This window comes from Shewanella sp. W3-18-1, assembly GCF_000015185.1.
Lineage (GTDB): Bacteria > Pseudomonadota > Gammaproteobacteria > Enterobacterales > Shewanellaceae > Shewanella > Shewanella putrefaciens.
The window spans coordinates 3964618-3981183 of the sequence record NC_008750.1 but is presented as its reverse complement, the minus strand read 5'-3'; the positions used below and the strand labels follow the sequence as shown (position 1 = coordinate 3981183).

General features: G+C 43.6%; 14 protein-coding genes and 2 riboswitches. Of the genes, 9 read left to right on the top strand and 5 right to left on the bottom strand.

Going from position 1 to position 16566, the window contains the following annotated elements; genetic code table 11:
- Positions 1-86: 86 nt before the first annotated feature.
- The gene (locus tag SPUTW3181_RS18140) at positions 87-1079 is read right to left on the bottom strand and encodes a class 1 fructose-bisphosphatase (protein ID WP_011790743.1); all 993 of its coding nucleotides are present in this window, start codon (positions 1077-1079) and stop codon (positions 87-89) included.
- 304 nt (positions 1080-1383) lie between these two features.
- On the opposite strand from SPUTW3181_RS18140, the gene SPUTW3181_RS18130 reads away from it, so the two are divergent.
- A complete protein-coding gene (locus tag SPUTW3181_RS18130) occupies positions 1384-3666 on the top strand; it encodes a S9 family peptidase (RefSeq protein WP_011790742.1) in 2283 nt (760 codons plus the stop codon).
- A 63-nt stretch (positions 3667-3729) separates the two neighbouring features.
- On the opposite strand, the gene arcA is transcribed toward SPUTW3181_RS18130, so the two are convergent.
- Entirely contained in the window at positions 3730-4446 is a 717-nt protein-coding gene (gene arcA, locus SPUTW3181_RS18125) for a two-component system response regulator ArcA (RefSeq protein ID WP_007644695.1), read from the bottom strand.
- A 583-nt stretch (positions 4447-5029) separates the two neighbouring features.
- Between arcA and SPUTW3181_RS18120 the strand changes: the two genes are divergently transcribed.
- Entirely contained in the window at positions 5030-5464 is a 435-nt protein-coding gene (locus tag SPUTW3181_RS18120) for a DUF3293 domain-containing protein (protein ID WP_011790741.1), read from the top strand.
- A 98-nt stretch (positions 5465-5562) separates the two neighbouring features.
- Positions 5563-5737, top strand: a riboswitch (Lysine riboswitch).
- Between the two features lie 147 nt (positions 5738-5884).
- Positions 5885-7240, top strand: coding sequence for a lysine-sensitive aspartokinase 3 (gene lysC, locus SPUTW3181_RS18115; protein WP_011790740.1), 1356 nt, complete (start codon positions 5885-5887; stop codon positions 7238-7240).
- A gap of 79 nt (positions 7241-7319) precedes the next feature.
- On the opposite strand, the gene SPUTW3181_RS18110 is transcribed toward lysC, so the two are convergent.
- Positions 7320-8285: a zinc transporter ZntB gene (locus SPUTW3181_RS18110; RefSeq protein ID WP_025008357.1), complete on the bottom strand. Its 966-nt coding sequence runs from the start codon at positions 8283-8285 to the stop codon at positions 7320-7322.
- A 191-nt stretch (positions 8286-8476) separates the two neighbouring features.
- On the opposite strand from SPUTW3181_RS18110, the gene SPUTW3181_RS18105 reads away from it, so the two are divergent.
- The gene (locus tag SPUTW3181_RS18105; protein ID WP_011918661.1) at positions 8477-8851 is read left to right on the top strand and encodes a YacL family protein; all 375 of its coding nucleotides are present in this window, start codon (positions 8477-8479) and stop codon (positions 8849-8851) included.
- A gap of 88 nt (positions 8852-8939) precedes the next feature.
- Here the strand turns inward: SPUTW3181_RS18105 and SPUTW3181_RS18100 are convergent, their stop codons facing one another.
- Positions 8940-9569: a response regulator gene (locus SPUTW3181_RS18100; RefSeq protein ID WP_011790737.1), complete on the bottom strand. Its 630-nt coding sequence runs from the start codon at positions 9567-9569 to the stop codon at positions 8940-8942.
- On the bottom strand, positions 9562-11361 hold the full coding sequence (gene narQ, locus SPUTW3181_RS18095) for a nitrate/nitrite two-component system sensor histidine kinase NarQ (RefSeq protein WP_011790736.1): 1800 nt from the start codon (positions 11359-11361) through the stop codon (positions 9562-9564). The genes SPUTW3181_RS18100 and narQ overlap by 8 nt, the downstream gene beginning before the upstream one ends.
- A gap of 241 nt (positions 11362-11602) precedes the next feature.
- Between narQ and nrfA the strand changes: the two genes are divergently transcribed.
- The 5 genes from nrfA to SPUTW3181_RS18070 all read left to right on the top strand — a co-directional run bounded on the left by nrfA (position 11603) and on the right by SPUTW3181_RS18070 (position 16566).
- Complete coding sequence (nrfA, locus tag SPUTW3181_RS18090) at positions 11603-13006, top strand: ammonia-forming nitrite reductase cytochrome c552 subunit (RefSeq protein WP_011790735.1); 1404 nt, start codon at positions 11603-11605, stop codon at positions 13004-13006.
- Positions 13007-13191: 185 nt separating this feature from the next.
- Positions 13192-14670 carry an ATP-binding cassette domain-containing protein gene (locus tag SPUTW3181_RS18085; RefSeq protein WP_011790734.1) on the top strand — a complete coding sequence of 493 codons (1479 nt, stop codon included), beginning with the start codon at positions 13192-13194 and terminating at the stop codon, positions 14668-14670.
- Between the two features lie 180 nt (positions 14671-14850).
- Positions 14851-14933: riboswitch (cyclic di-GMP riboswitch) on the top strand.
- A gap of 83 nt (positions 14934-15016) precedes the next feature.
- A complete protein-coding gene (locus SPUTW3181_RS18080; protein ID WP_011790733.1) occupies positions 15017-15517 on the top strand; it encodes a hypothetical protein in 501 nt (166 codons plus the stop codon).
- 243 nt (positions 15518-15760) lie between these two features.
- Entirely contained in the window at positions 15761-16057 is a 297-nt protein-coding gene (locus SPUTW3181_RS18075) for a DUF134 domain-containing protein (RefSeq protein WP_011790732.1), read from the top strand.
- The gene (locus tag SPUTW3181_RS18070) at positions 16054-16566 is read left to right on the top strand and encodes a NifB/NifX family molybdenum-iron cluster-binding protein (protein WP_011790731.1); all 513 of its coding nucleotides are present in this window, start codon (positions 16054-16056) and stop codon (positions 16564-16566) included. The genes SPUTW3181_RS18075 and SPUTW3181_RS18070 overlap by 4 nt, the downstream gene beginning before the upstream one ends.

Below are 16566 nucleotides of genomic sequence, written 5' to 3'. Positions count from 1 at the left end.
AAAATGAATGTTGCATTCAGCGACAACAAAAAAGCCACTATAATCAGTGGCTTTTATCATAAAAATCAGAATGTAAGCGATTCGGCTTAGTCTAAACCAGGTTCTTCGCTGTAGTCTAAACCATGGTAGCTCAAACAAGCGTCAACTTCGTTGGCGCTGCCTAGGATAACCGCAACACGTTGGTGAATGTGTGTTGGCTGAATATCCAAAATGGTTTCATAACCCGTAGAGGCTTTACCGCCAGCTTGTTCGACTAAGAATGCCATTGGGTTGGCTTCGTACATCAAGCGCAGTTTGTACGGTTTTTTCGGATCTTTATTATCGGTTGGGTAAGTGAAAATACCGCCACGGGATAACACGCGGTGTACATCGCCGACCATGGCCGCAATCCAGCGCATGTTGAAGGATTTTTCACGCGGGCCAATTTTACCGAGCAGTAAATCGGCGATATAGGTCTGCATTGGCGCTTCCCAAAAACGCTGGTTTGACATGTTAATGGCGAACTCTTGGGTGTCTGCGCTAATGCTCATGGCGGCATTCGTCAGTAAAAACTCATTGGTTTCTGGGTGCAAAGTAAAGAGTTGCACGCCTTGGCCTGTGGTGAGCGCGAGCATGGTCGATGGGCCGTAGAGCACATAACCTGCGGCTAACTGATTGCGGCCAGATTGTAAAAAGCTAGTTTCAGTTAACTCGCCAGCAGAGGCGGGCAGGATAGAGAAAATCGTGCCGACTAGCGAGTTGATATCGATGTTCGATGAGCCATCTAAGGGATCGAAACACACCAGATATTGACCATTGGTGCTCACTTCCACCACATGATCTTCTTCTTCTGATGCTAAGCCGCGCACTGTTCCGTCGGCTTTGAGCGCATCTTTAAGCATATCGTTGGTGATGATATCCAGTTTTTTCTGAGTTTCACCTTGGACGTTTTCTTGCTCGGTCGCACCTAACACGCCTGCAAGCGCACCGTGGCGTACGGCATGGCTGATGGCTTTTGAGGTGTCGGCTAAGGTCAAAATCAGTTGCGAGAGAGAGTCGTTCACTGCCTGTGAGGTTAAGTGCTGGGCAAGAGTCTGCATGTTAGGTCCTTTAGGGGTTCAACAATGAGGTCAATTTGGTTATTTGCCGCGAATGATAACTCAGTTAGTCGACAATTTCAGCGATGTTACTGTGGGTTTTAATGAATTTAGAGCGTTGCGGTTATCTGTTAATGCGAAACTGTGTTTATCATCTTGATGATTTGGCTGAGTTGTGGGGGTTTTGTTCGCCAGTTAATTTGTATCTGTATATTGCCCGCGCTTTTTATTTAGGCTTTGCCTCTGGCACAATGGCGGCAGTTTTTTAATCGCCGTCTTCAGGCGAATATGCTTCCAAGGAATAATAATGACTAAAAATGGGTTAGCTTCCTCCCTGCGCGCCGTGAAATTGGGCGCCTCATCCCTATTAATAGCGAGTCAAATGGTTATGGTTTCAATATCGCCGAGTTATGCCCTCGAAGGCGGCAAACTGCCCCTCACCATTGAGCGGATGAATGCTTCGCCCGCATTAGCGGGCACCAGTCCCCGAGGTTTAAAATTATCTCCCGATGGTCAACGCGTGACTTATCTTGCAGGCCGTAAGGATAACCAAAACTTTTACGATCTGTGGCAAATGGATGTTAAAACAGGAAAATCTAGCCTGTTGCTGAGCGCCGATAAGCTGGCGAGCAATGAGTTATCCGATGAAGAAAAGGCACGCCGCGAGCGCCAACGTATTTATGGCGAAGGCATTATGGAATATTTCTGGGCTGACGATAGCAAGGCGCTATTGATCCCTGCCTCGGGCAATTTGTATTACTTCTCCTTGGTCGATAATCGTGTGAGTCAACTTTCGATTGGTGAAGGTTTTGCTACCGATGCCCGCTTATCACCTAAGGGCAATTTTGTATCTTTTGTGCGGGATCAAAATTTGTATGTGCTCGATCTTGCAACTAAAAAGCTTGAGGCCATGACCACAGACGGTGGTGGGGCGATTAAAAATGCCATGGCAGAATTTGTGGCTCAAGAAGAAATGGATCGCATGACGGGCTACTGGTGGGCACCCGATGAATCGGCTATCGCTTTTACGCGAATAGATGAATCTGGCGTTGAGTTAGTCACTCGTAATGAAATTTATGCCGATGGCATTAAACTTACCGAACAGCGCTATCCTTATGCGGGCAAAAACAACGTCGACATTGCATTAGGTGTGGTCACGCTAAAAGATAAGGCTATCAATTGGGTGACCTTAAATGATGATAAGAGCAAAGACATTTACCTGCCGCGGGTTAATTGGTTGCCCGACAGTAGACATTTATCGTTTCAGTGGCAGAGCCGCGATCAACATAAGCTTGATTTGCAGTTAGTGGCATTAGATGCGCTGACCAAGCCGAAAACGCTAGTCAAAGAGCGAAGCGATGCATGGGTTAATCTTAACAATGACTTGCACTTTTTAAAGCAGCAATCGGCTTTTATTTGGGCCTCGGAGCGCGATGGCTTTAATCATCTGTACCTTTTTGACTTAAAAGGCAAACTTAAGGCGCAATTGACTAAAGGTGAGTGGGCTGTCGATAAGCTGGAATATGTCGATGAAACCGCAGGTTGGGTGTATTTCACTGGCCGTAAAGATACGCCAATCGAGAAACAACTGTATCGCGTGCCGTTAGCGGGCGGCAAGATTGAACGAGTGAGTACAGCGGCGGGTATGCATGATCCTGTATTTGCCGACAATCAAAGCGTGTATCTCGATTATTTCAATAGCTTATCTCAGCCACCGCAGATTAGTTTACACGGTGACAAGGGCCAACATTTAGCGTGGGTTGAGCAAAACCAAGTCAAAGCGGGTCATCCTTTATATGACTATGTGGGACTTTGGCAACTGCCTGAGTTTAAAGAGCTTAAAGCCGAAGATGGCCAAATCTTGCAAACACGCCTATTTAAACCGGTTCCCTTCGATGCGGGTAAAAAGTATCCCGTGGTTGTGCGGGTTTATGGTGGCCCACATGCGCAATTGGTGACCAATAGCTGGAGTGAGCAGGATTACTTTACCCAGTACTTAGTTCAGCAAGGTTATGTGGTATTTCAACTGGATAACCGCGGCAGCGCCCACAGAGGCACCAAGTTCGAGCAAGTGATTTACCGTCATTTGGGCGAAGCTGAAGTCAAGGATCAAAAAGTGGGAGTGGACTATTTACGGAGTCTGCCCTTTGTCGATGCCGATAATGTGGCAATTTACGGCCACAGTTACGGCGGTTATATGGCCTTGATGAGTCTATTTAAGGCGCCGGATTACTTTAAAGCCGCGATTTCGGGGGCTCCTGTCACCGATTGGCGCTTATATGATACCCATTACACTGAGCGTTACTTAGATCATCCTGAGAATAATGAAACGGGTTATGAAGCCAGTAGCGTATTCCCCTATGTGAAAAACTATCAATCGGGACTCTTGATGTACCACGGCATGGCTGATGATAACGTCTTGTTTGAAAACAGCACTCGCGTCTATAAGGCATTGCAGGATGAAGGTAAATTATTTCAGATGATCGATTATCCGGGATCTAAACACTCAATGCGTGGCGAAAAAGTGCGTAATCACTTATATCGCTCGCTGGCGGATTTCCTCGATAGACAGTTAAAAAGCGGAAAGTAGCATGCATAAAAAAACCAGATCCTATGATCTGGTTTTTATGGCGTTTAAACGGTAAGTCGCAGATTAGTCTTCTAAATTACCGCAAAAACGATAGCCTTCACCGTGAATGGTTGCGATGATTTCTGGCGTATCTGGCAAGCTTTCGAAATGCTTACGGATACGACGGATAGTCACGTCAACAGTACGGTCATGTGGCTTTAACTCACGGCCAGTCATCTTCATCAGCAGATCAGCACGAGTTAAGATTTTGCCTGGGTTTTCAACAAAGTGCAGCATAGCGCGGAATTCGCTACGTGGCAGTTTGTAAGATTCACCCTGTGGGCTTACGAGAGAACGGCTGTTGATCTCTAAGCTCCAATCGTTGAAACGGTAGTATTCGACAGAGCTCTTTTCTTCGACTTCATTGCCAGCGCTATTAACACGAGTCAGAAGGTTACGAGCACGAATCGTCAATTCACGTGGGTTGAACGGCTTGGTAATATAATCATCCGCGCCAATTTCAAGTCCAAGGATTTTGTCGACTTCGTTATCACGACCTGTCAGGAAGATTAGGCCGATGTTGTTGATTTCACGCAGTTCACGTGCCAACAACAGACCATTTTTACCTGGTAGGTTAATGTCCATCACCACCAAGTTAATTTTGTTTTCTTGCATAGCCTTATGCATTTCTGCGCCATCATTGGCCTCAGTTACCACATACCCTTCTGCCTCGAAAATACTTCTCAGCGTGTTACGGGTAACGGCTTCATCTTCAACGATCAGAATGTGCGGATTTTGCATGTTATTTACCTAAATTTTAATCAATTCTATTCTAACCATAAGTGCCTCTTACATCGGGCTCTTATATTCATAAAAATGTTGATACTTCCTTGAACTGCTGTGCTTCTAAAGGAAAGATCTTCACTGCGACATATCAGGATGTATATAAAGTGCACGTTTAAAGTGTAATACGATAAAACGTAACAAGTATCAACTTCGATAAGCAATAGTTAGAAATAGTTCCTTAACTATTGTTTTTTTAAATGTTTAAATGATAAATCAAATGTAGAACACATTTTACACAGATGTCTAGCCGACGTTGTTATCCCCAAAGAACAACATAACAAACAGTATTAAACACTAGGCAATCTTAAGCCGTTGTTCAACTAGGCCAGTGATGTCATTGTACTCGTTTTAGGCATTTGTTAACAAATGAAATGTTAACAAATTTCAAGCTAAGGGCGATATTTACCATGATATTTACTTTACTTATTGATTAGTATAACTAATGTATTTTTAATTCTTGTGAGCCAGTTCACGCCTCTTTGGATTTTACAATCACTCTGCTACACTAACTCGGGTTCATTTTTCGACTAGACTACCAATGGACAATACGACTCAAGACCTGTGGCAGTGTTACCAAACACCATTATTTTTGCTGACTCAAGCATTATCCTGTGATTTTCCCTTTGCCGTAATTACCGCCCATAATCCTGCTTCAAAACGTTTTTCTCCCAGCAAGAACCGCTTACTCGATAGACAACTTCTCCTCGATATTGAATCACTTAGCAGTCCTTATAGGGCATTAGTCGGTGCCGCTCCTGACTTATCCTATATGGAAAAAAGCTGGGCTGTGTTTATCGATAGAACCATGGCACTGCAATTAGGCAAGAAATTTAATCAATATGCCATTTACATGGTTGAGCAGGGTTGTGTGAGTTTAGTGCCTTGCACATTAGCGGGATACGATGAAGTTTGTTTAGGTAAATTTAGTGATTATGTGCAATTAGTGTATGAGCTGCCTGATTTGAACACTTAATCTCACACTTACTCTCAGTTAATTTGTTTATTTGATATGAAATTAGCATTGACTTCATTAGGGGTTTATTGCTACTTTTTTCGTCCCTTTCCGTGGAAAGGAACAGAAGAGGAGCGTTAACTAGGTAGTCGGTCTGAGGAGCACAAACTCCAACGATGACAGATGAGGGAGATTAACGCCGAGGCATAGATATGGTTGCTGCGTGTTTATGTCGGTCGTTCAGGCTGAATCCTGACGATTGTCACCTGTAATTGGTGGAGAGCTTCTGGTGACGATTGCTGTTTCCCTTCTATTGGGGTGCGTTATCATTGAGCACCAGGCTCTTCGAACGTCGTTAGTTCGGAGTGTGATCATGTTAGTTAATCAATATCTTATTCAATCTTTTGCTGTTTACTCTGCTTATTTTGCGGAGGTGAGCTAATGTCCCTTGTTGTCGCAAAATTTGGTGGAACTTCCGTTGCTGACTATGGTGCGATGAACCGCTGTGCCGATATAGTGTTAGCAAATCCTGATTGCCGTTTAGTTGTGGTCAGTGCCTCGAGCGGTGTGACGAATTTATTGGTTGAATTAACGCAAGAATCGATAACCGATGATGCGCGTCTACAACGATTAAAACAAATTGCCCAAATTCAATATGCTATCTTAGATAAACTCGGTCGCCCTAACGATGTGGCCGCCGCATTAGATAAATTATTGAGTCGGATGGCGCTACTCAGTGAAGCTTTAGTTTCCGTTCGCAGCAAAGCGACCATAGATGAGTTGCTATCGCTGGGAGAGCAATGTTCTTCTGCCTTATTTTCAGCGGTATTGCGTGAAAAAGGGGCAAACTCCAGTGCTTTTGATGTACGTAAAGTACTGCGTACTGATAGCCACTTTGGCCGTGCCGAACCTCAGGTTGAACAGATTGCAACCCTATCGCACGACTATTTACAACCGCTACTTGTAGAGCAAGTCATTGTGACCCAAGGTTTTATCGGCGCCGATGAAGCGGGGCAAACAACAACGCTTGGCCGCGGTGGTAGCGATTATTCCGCGGCATTGTTAGCCGAGGCTCTGCGTGCATCGGCGGTGGAGATTTGGACCGATGTCGCAGGCATTTATACGACCGATCCACGCCTTGCGCCAAATGCCCATCCTATTGCCGAGATCAGTTTTAATGAAGCCGCTGAAATGGCGACCTTTGGCGCCAAAGTATTACATCCTGCCACTATTCTTCCAGCCGTTCGTCAGCAAATTCAAGTATTTGTTGGCTCGAGTAAAGAACCCGAGAAAGGCGGGACTTGGATCCGTCATCAAGTGGAAGATGCGCCAGTGTTCCGCGCTGTGGCACTGCGCCGCGACCAAACGCTGTTAAATCTTCACAGCTTGCAAATGCTACATGCCCAAGGCTTTTTGGCAGAAACATTTGCTACGCTGGCAAGGCATAAGATCAGTGTGGACTTAATTACCACTTCGGAAGTGAACGTATCACTAACCCTCGATAAAACGGGCTCAGACTCGAGTGGTCAAGGCTTGTTGAGTGAGGCACTGCTGCAAGAATTATCACAACATTGCCGAGTGCGTGTTGAAGACGGTTTAGCTTTAGTGGCAATTATTGGTAACCGTATTGCGACCACGCCGGGCATTTGTCGCCGTGTGTTTGAAGTGCTAGAACCCCACAATGTGCGCATGATCTGCCAAGGTGCGAGTCCACATAATTTATGCGTGTTAGTGGCAGAATCGGAAGCGGCTCAGGTGGTAAAAGCATTACATGAAAATTTATTCGAAGCTGCTTGATCTGTAGCCAAGGCTTAAAGTGATTTTGCAAACATAAAAACGCCAATCTAAAGGGATTGGCGTTTTTATTTTGCGATGATTATAGCCATTTAAATCGGTAAAAAAGTGCCATTTGCAGAGCAACAAGGGATACCAATATGCCGCAGAAAGTGGCAAAGGCCCAAGTGTCTTCTGCCCCAGGAATACCGCCAATATTGACTCCCAACAAACCCGTTAAAAAGCCTAGCGGTAAGAAGATTGCCGATACTAATGATAGGAAATATAAGCGTTTATTGAGTTGTTCTGATTGCTGACTGAGCAGTTCTTCTTGAGTCACATTGGCCCTATCGCGCAGGGCATCGAGATCTTCAATGGTACGGATTAGTTTATCGTTGATTTCCCTTAGTTTAAGCCGTTCTGGATCGTTAAGTAGGGTAAATTGATCGGAGAGCATTTTAGTGAATGCTTCTCTTTGCGGCGCTAAATAGCGGCGAATTGCGACCGTTTGACGGCGTAACTCGGCGATATCGGTACGCAGATCCTTCACATTGCCTGAAACGACTTGTTCTTCTAATTCAGAAAGTTGTTCTTCTAATTTATCGATAAACTCGACCTTTCGATTGGTGAGTCTCTCACAGATTGCGACAATAAAATCCCCCGTAGTCGTCGGCCCTACACCTTCTTTGATAAGTTCTGCCACATCTTTTACCGATTGTAATTCACGGTCGCAGGTTGAAATAATCCTTTGCTTATCGGCGTAGATGCGTATGGCAACCATATCCTCTGGGGCTGAATTGGGGTTTAAGTTTACGCCACGCAGTGCTAACAGTACTCCCTCTCCAGCCAGTACGGCTCTTGGTCGGGTATCCTGTGCGAGTAGCGCATCGGTTTCAACTTTATTGAGGCCACTATTGATGACCCAATGACGCGCCTTCTTGTGGCGATAACGCAGATGTAGCCAGAGTAGGCCATCCTTTGGATCCCAAGCATCAAGTTGTTCAGGGCTTAAGCTTGAGCCTGCTTGGGCGCCGCTAAGCACTAAACTATAGATAAATCCATCATGCATATGTTTTCCAATTACTTTCTCAATCATTTATTCAAGCTAACTGATTTTGTTCTAAAAATGAAGTCTGTCGCTCGCAATGCTAATCAAGGGATATTTGAATAAGTTCAAGGCAGCTACGCTGTTACTCAAGCAACTTGTCCCATGTTAAGTTAAAATTAGCCTTAAGTGAGTTAGTGCAAAGAGAACCTAAAATGGAATATGAATTTCGGCGTAACAGTTTAACGGGCACTTTTTTAGCCACCTTTAGCATGGATCATGAAGTGCTTGGGCAGTGGTTTTCTGAAGAATTAGGGCCAGAGTTAGCCAAAATTCAGCAAGTGTTAGACAGCGTTACAGAGATCCTCGCGGGTAAACGCGAATCATGGCAGCTTATTGGCAGTGACTTAACCTTAGAAATAGATCGAGAGCAAGCCAGAGTGTACGCCAATGTATTGGGATTTGATGAGGAGTATGAATTAGAAGATGCGATGTCACTCTATGATGCTGAATCTGAAGCCTATTGCGGTTTAGAGGATTTTGAACAAGCACTGTTAAGCTGGCAAGAATTTGTGCAAAAGGGCATTTAAGCATCACTGATGCCATATGAATGTGTATTCTTTTGGCTAGTATAACAAAGGCAATCTGTTGATTGCCTTTGTTATTTACTCTGCTGTTTTAGTTATTTAAATACCTTACTGCCATTTCGGTTCGTGATTTGGCATTCGCTTTACGCAGTAAATTTTTAACGTGAACTTTTACTGTGCCTTCACTGATATGTAAATGTTCTGAAATCATACGATTGCTTAAGCCTTCCGCCAATTGTTGCAGGATTTGTAACTCCCTTGGTGTAAGACTTGAGATCCATTCTTGCTCATCGGCAACATTTTTAAGCTCATAGAGATATTCTTCAATTTCCTCACTGATCACCCTATGGCCGAGCATGGCATTTTTGAGTTTTTCGAGCAGTAAATCCGGTTCGGTATCCTTGAGTAAATAGCCGTCTGCACCTGCGCGAAGTAATCTAATCACATCTTGTTTTGCGTCGGAAACAGTGAGAATAACGATGCGTGAAGTAACACCTTCCTGGCGCATGGCGTTGAGTGTATCGAGTCCTGTCATGCCTTTCATATTCAAATCAAGGAGTATGATATCTGGCTCATCCGTCGCGACTGCACTTAACGCATCTAATCCGCCACCTGCTTCGCCAAAAAGACTGAAATCAGGATCTGAAGTGATCAATTGGCAGATACCTTTACGTAAAAGCGGATGGTCATCAACGACCAAGATAGAATAGGGTTTACCCATGTGTAGGCTCCAGTTGAGAAGGAAAAATAAGAGTGACTTTCGTTCCTTGGGGAATACCGAGTTCACCATCGGTCACAGTAGTAAGTGTGCCATTTTGTATTTGATTTTCGGTTGGTTCAATATGATTAGGGACAATGAGTTTATCATTGCTGCTAAACACCACCATACCCGCGAGTTTACTCGCTCGCTCGTGCATAATCCCTATACCAAAATGTTGATCTCGCTCTTTTAAATGCTCAATACCCACGCCATTATCGCAGACACTGATATTGACCATAGCGTTATCATCCTTATAGCAACGTATATGTATCAGGGTTGCCTTTGAATGTTTTATGGCATTAAGCGTTGCTTCTCGGGTGATTTGTAATATATGGATATGCTGTTTTGCCTCAAGCCATTGGGGGGAGAGTTTGTAATCTAAACTGATTTTTATATCGGTTTTAGCTCTAAGCTGATCCAGCATGGCTTCCATTGCACTTTTCAAATTAGGTTCTTTAATGGTAAGCCTGAAGGTTGATAACAATTCTCGAAGCTGCACGTAAGCCGTACTCACACCTTCGTTAATCTCGTTTAGCTGATTTTCTACCGCTGGACTACGGCAACTATAGGCAAGATTTTTACGCAACAAGCTGATTTGTATCTTCAAAAAAGATAACACTTGACCAAGGGAGTCATGTAATTCGCGCGCGATCACCCCGCGTTCTTCCATTAACGCTAACTGTTGTCTTTGCTCTGTGGCATTGTGAATCACAATTGAGCGAGTCAACATAATGGCAAAGTTGTTAAACAATGCAATATTAGGTGTTTGTGCGGAAATCAGTTCTAAATAACCTAAATCAACTTGCTCAAACTGCATCGGAAAACGAGTGCTTTCCTTTGGTTCTGTCGGCCAGCCCCCATTTGCCTCAACGATTTCCACCTCTTGATCTGGGTATTGAATTATCAGTCGTAGATAATCAAGGGATTCATAACCTTTAAGCTGATTTAGTGCTTCTCTAAGGGCTTTATAATCGAGTTTATTGGCATTTAGGGTGAGTAAATTATCATATAAAAAGGCCAGCTCATTATTTGCCCTCGTCAATGCTAAGGTTTTTTCTGCAACCTGTGACTCTAAGTTTCCATATAACGTAGCTAATTCCTTTGCTGTTTTTTGTAGCGCATTGGTCAACGCGGTGAGCTCGATATATTCGGTTTCTGGCATTTCAATTTCAAAATTACCTTTAGAAATGGTGTTGGCGGACTCCATCAATTTTTGCAATGGCACTACTACCTTACGTTTGGTGAACCGCACGGCAATAAAAGCAATAAAGAGCATCAGCCCTAGACCAAAAATTTGGCTGGCTGCCAATAACCTCAATTTAAAGGCGGCATGGTGTTCCATTTCCAGTACGAGTAAATCTATCGTATCGACAAAGTCCTTGAGTGCTGCAGCATAGTCACGGGAATTTTCCTGCTCAATGTAATATTTCATGACGAGCCACTTGTCGATCACAAGTTGGTATTGGTCTGCGATTTTTTGTGGGCTTAGCCAACCTGTCGATGGCTGTAAGGCTTCGGAATGCAAGGTATTTTCAAATTCGATAATTTTTTTCTGGGCGGCTTGGCTACCTGAATTGGCATAAAACATGAGTCGATAACTTTGCATCCGCAGGGATCCTGATGCGTTAATTGCTTTAGCATCGCCTAAACTATAGGACAGATTAATGATGGCAAAGATGGCTAAACTGCTAGAAAGCAGAATAAGGACTAACATTAATCCTAAAATCTTAGAGGTGAGACTGCCTCGTTTCATAGGTTGGCTATCCAGTTGAAGGCCACGTTTTGATGGCTCTTTAGTTGTGTTTTTACATTAGAAAATAATGTAATACCTTAACAAAAACATAAAAGTGTGAACAACAACACTATTACATTTTGATCTGGCGCAAACTTCGCCGCAGATACCTCCTAAGAGGTATATTTTTAGCGGCATTAAGCTACTAACTTTGGTAACGGAGATGTCGTGATTCACAACAATAATGTAACACGGAGATGAGATGATGAAGAAGATGACAGGTAAGTCCTTTGCACTAAGTGCACTGGTTGCCGCCAGCTTCATGGCGGCGGGCGCAATGGCGAGCGATAAAACTGAACCTCGCAATGAGGTTTATAAAGATAAATTTAAAAATCAATACAATAGCTGGCATGATACCGCTAAAAGTGAAGAGTTAGTGGATGCGCTTGAACAGGATCCTAATATGGTTATCCTGTGGGCAGGTTATCCTTTTGCAAAGGATTATAAAGCTCCGCGTGGTCATATGTATGCGGTAACCGATGTACGCAATACCTTACGTACAGGTGCGCCTAAAGACGCGGAAGACGGCCCATTGCCAATGGCATGTTGGAGTTGTAAAAGTCCAGATGTGCCTCGCCTGATTGAAGAGCAAGGCGAAGACGGTTATTTCAAAGGTAAGTGGGCTAAGGGTGGCCCAGAAGTGACTAACGCAATTGGCTGCGGTGATTGCCATGATAAAGGCTCGCCAAAGTTACGTATTTCTCGCCCTTATGTTGACCGTGCATTAGATGCAATCGGTACACCTTTTAGCAAGGCTTCTAAGCAAGATAAAGAATCAATGGTGTGTGCCCAGTGCCACGTTGAATACTATTTTGAAAAAACCGAAGACAAAAAAGGTTTTGTCAAATTCCCTTGGGATATGGGTGTGACTGTTGAGAAAATGGAAGTCTATTATGACTCAATCCAATTCTCAGATTGGACCCATGCACTGTCTAAAGCACCAATGTTAAAAGCCCAACATCCAGAGTATGAAACTTGGAAAATGGGTATTCATGGTATGAATAATGTGAGCTGTGTTGACTGCCACATGCCAAAAGTCACCAGTGCTGATGGCAAGAAGTTTACCGATCATAAAGTCGGTAATCCATTCGACCGTTTTGAAGAAACCTGTGCAACTTGCCATAGCCAAACGAAAGAGTTTTTGGTTGGCGTGACGAATGAGCGTAAAGCTAAAGTCAAAGAAATGAAGTTGAAAGCAGAAGAGCAATTAGTTAAAGCACATTTTGAAGCTGAAGCTGCTTGGAAAGCTGGTGCAACTGAAGAAGAAATGAAGCCTATCCTGACTGATATCCGTCATTCACAATGGCGTTGGGATCTAGCGATTGCTTCCCATGGTGTTGCGGCTCACGCTCCTGATGAAGCCTTGCGTATCCTAGGAACATCAGTCAATAAAGCTGCTGATGCGCGTGTTAAGTTAGCGCAGTTACTGGGTAAAAAAGGTATTACTGATCCAGTGGCCGTTCCTGATATTTCAACCAAAGCGAAAGCACAAGCCGTGTTAGGCATGGATATGAAACAACTGGTTGAAGAGAAAGAAGCCTTCAAGAAAAACATCCTGCCTAAATGGGATGAAGAAGCTAAAAAGCGCGAAGCGACATATAAGTAATACTTAGCCTGATAAAGGTTAATAAAGCCAAAGCCCTCAAATTTGAGGGCTTTTTTTTATAATGGGCTTATTGAGGTCTCTTGAGGTTTAGAGATTATTTTTCCTCAGGTGGATAAAACAAAGTGATAAAACGCTTCATTAGGTGGCATAGTGAGTTTTATTACCGCATAAAAAGAGGAAGATTGATGTCTGATGTTGTGCTGAATAAAGGTATTGTGATTGAGCAATTGCGCTATGGGCACGGTAATGATGTGCTGGTAGTTGATGCATGGCAATTAGGAACGGCTGAGCATTGGGCAATTTTTGCGACCGATAGTTATTCAGGCTCCCTCCTTGGGCGGATCTTATCGGGGGATATTACACCAGATCAGGGGATTATAACTGGTCTACCACAGCGTATTGGTTGGGTTTCCCTTGGACAGCAACAGGCATTACTGGCGCGGGAATTAGCGAAAGATGAGCTTGATTATGGATCAAGTGTCGAGTTGTTAGTGCTGGAATGTTGTCAGGGTGCTCAGCAATTAGGCCCATTATTACAACAAGTAGGGCTAGAACATTTGCGCCTACGAGGTTTTCGGCAGTTATCAACCGGTGAAACTCGGCGGGTAATGTTAGCGCGTGCCCTAGCAATGCAACCGCAATTGCTGATCCTTGATGATCCCTATGCGGGTTTAGATTGTGAGCATCAGGAGAGTTTGTCACAACTGTTGGATGAAGTTGCCAAGAACTGTCAGCTACTGCTCATTACCTCTCGCCAAGAGGAGTTACCAGAATGTATCAGCCATGTGGCATTGTTTAATACTGAAATGCTTCAATCAGGACAGAGCATACATAAGTTGAGTTTGCCTATGTCCATCAAGGAGTGGCATAGCCATCCCATTATGGCCCAGCTTCATGCTTTGTCGGCCCAGCGCAGCGATGAATTATTGGCATTATTGGTGCGCCAGCGCCATAAGGTTGAAGATTTTGCCCCCTTGGTGGAAATTAAAAATGGCAAAGTGGAATATGTGAGTGGGCTGATTTTTTCTGGAGTTAACTGGCGTATTGAGGCTGGGCAACATTGGCAAGTGCGTGGCCCGAATGGTTGCGGTAAAAGTACTTTACTTGGGCTTATTTTAGGGGATCATCCCCAATGTTATAGCAACGATATCACGCTTTTTGGTCGTCCACGGGGAAGTGGTGAAAGTATTTGGGAAATTAAACAAAGGATTGGCATTGTTTCTTCCGCACTGCATTTGCAGTATCGAGTGAGTTGCTCCGCCCTTGATGTGCTACTTTCAGGTTTCTTTGATTCTATTGGCCTATACCATAAACCCACTAAGCTTCAACATGATCTCGCTAAAGAATGGTTAGCTATTCTACATATGAGTGAATTGGCACACATCAGTTTTAAGCAACTAGAATATGGGCAGCAGCGATTATTACTGATTGGGCGGGCGTTAATTAAAAAGCCCTTATTGTTGATTCTTGATGAGCCGTACCAAGGGCTCGATTTTATCAATCGAACCTTAGTGATGCGTACGCTAGAGATGATTGCCCATCATCATCTGAGTCAGCTTTTATATGTATCCCATCATAGGGAGGATGCCCTACCATCCATCAAACACTTTATTGATTTCGTTAGACAAGGTGATGGATATTCTGTGCAAGTGAGCCATCTCTAAGCTAGTTAACTCATTAAAATTAATATGAAAAATACTAACTATTTTAGTGATAGCGAATTTTTATTGTAAATTTGGCGTTGTTTAATGTTGTTGCAATTGTTATTTTTTTGTTCATACTTGCGACTGATATAGGAGTTTTACGGGGAAGCTAAGTGCTTTCTTGACTTCTTATTTAGTCAACTGACGAACAGGTACACCCGTTGTGAGACGGGGTCGCAAAGCTTCGGGTCTTGATTTTTTATTAAGATAGCCGGGTTGCCGAATCAGGTGAAAAATCGTTCGTATACGCTCAAATCATTAGCGTTTACAGAATGTTTAACAATATTTTTTACCTGTCGGAGAATATATGAAATATAAAGTACTCGCTTTAGTCTCTTTGTTTGCAGCTATGTCGGCAAATGCTTCCGTAATCTATGATGAAAATGGTGTAGGTTTTGTTGGTAAAGGGGATATCCAATCACTATTTGATTGGAATAATAGCCAATTACAAGAAAATGCATCTTTACTTGAATTTCGCTTTATTACCGCAGGAAGTGTAACGTGGCAATGTGAGTGGTTTACTGGTCCAACTCAGAAACGCCATGTTAACTCCGTTAGCACGCATGCGGTTGACACGAGTGCAGCTATTGATCCAAGAAAAAATAGCAAAGGTATGATCACTGGATTCAACTTAAGCGGTACTGTTGATGGTGGCGAAGAAGCCTATGGCATCGGTGACTGCAATGGACTTGGTGCAGATAAAACCTTGGTTGAGGGCTCCATCGTTTACGAAGGTGATGAAAATCCGCTACTGCAAGTGAGATATACCTCAACAGGTGATTGGTTCGACTTACTTATTAGTCAGTAATATCCAAGTATCAACTGATTTTTTAATACCACGGCTATATTTTTAGGCGTGGTATTTTTTTGCTGATTTCCGTATTCCTCCAAAATATTGCTATGTATGTTAAGTGTTGTGAGCAATCCCTCGGTTTGAAATCCCAATATTCCAAATAATTGTTTCTGGCCTACGCCATAAACAATTGGTGTTTCTCAAAAGATCATCAATATAAATTTATCTATTAACGCTGTTTGTCAGGTGATTTTCGTTATGGCAAGACCCAAAAAATGCCGTCAGCTCTCGAGTTGTGTGCCCTGTAGCTTATTTAAGCCCAATGGCATTCCATCCGTAGAGCTAACCCATATCCAGTTAGAAGCCGATGAATTTGAAGCATTGGAACTCGGAGATGTACAAAGATTAAGCCAGCTCGATGCTGCAGCTTTGATGGGGATTTCTCGGCAAACCTTTGGGTATTTACTTGCAAGCGCCCGTAAAAAAGTAGCAACTGCGATTACGCAAGGCGAAGTGTTGAGATTGCCAAGCAAAACAGACAAGGATTTATCATGATTATTGCTATGCCTATGAGCCGTGAGCGACTCGCGGCCCATTTTACTAAAGCTCAACAGATAGGTTTTTTTGATGAGCATCATCAACTGATTTCCTTAGTGGATAATCCCGCACTTGATGGCGACTGCAGTGCTAAAAAAGCACTACTTAATCTTATTGTCCAACAAAAAACCAATATCGTTATTGTGCAGCATATTGGTGAGCGTATGTTGGGAAAATTATTAGATTCTGGGATCAGTGTGAGTAAAGGTGACGCTAGCCAAGCAGTCGCAACTTTATTAGCAAAAAGTACCGATCTTAATCTAAGGCTGACGGATGCATCCCAAGGGCGAGCATCGCTCAAGCATGCCGCTAAGGGCGGATGTTGTCATTCTAAAGACGGCTGTGGTTGCGGTGGTAAAGCGCATGCCCTAACTCATTCATCACGCCTTATTGGAGCGCCAATAGCAGAGGCGAAATCTGATAAATCAGTGCATTACGCAGGTTTTAGGCCGTTAGGAAATAAATGA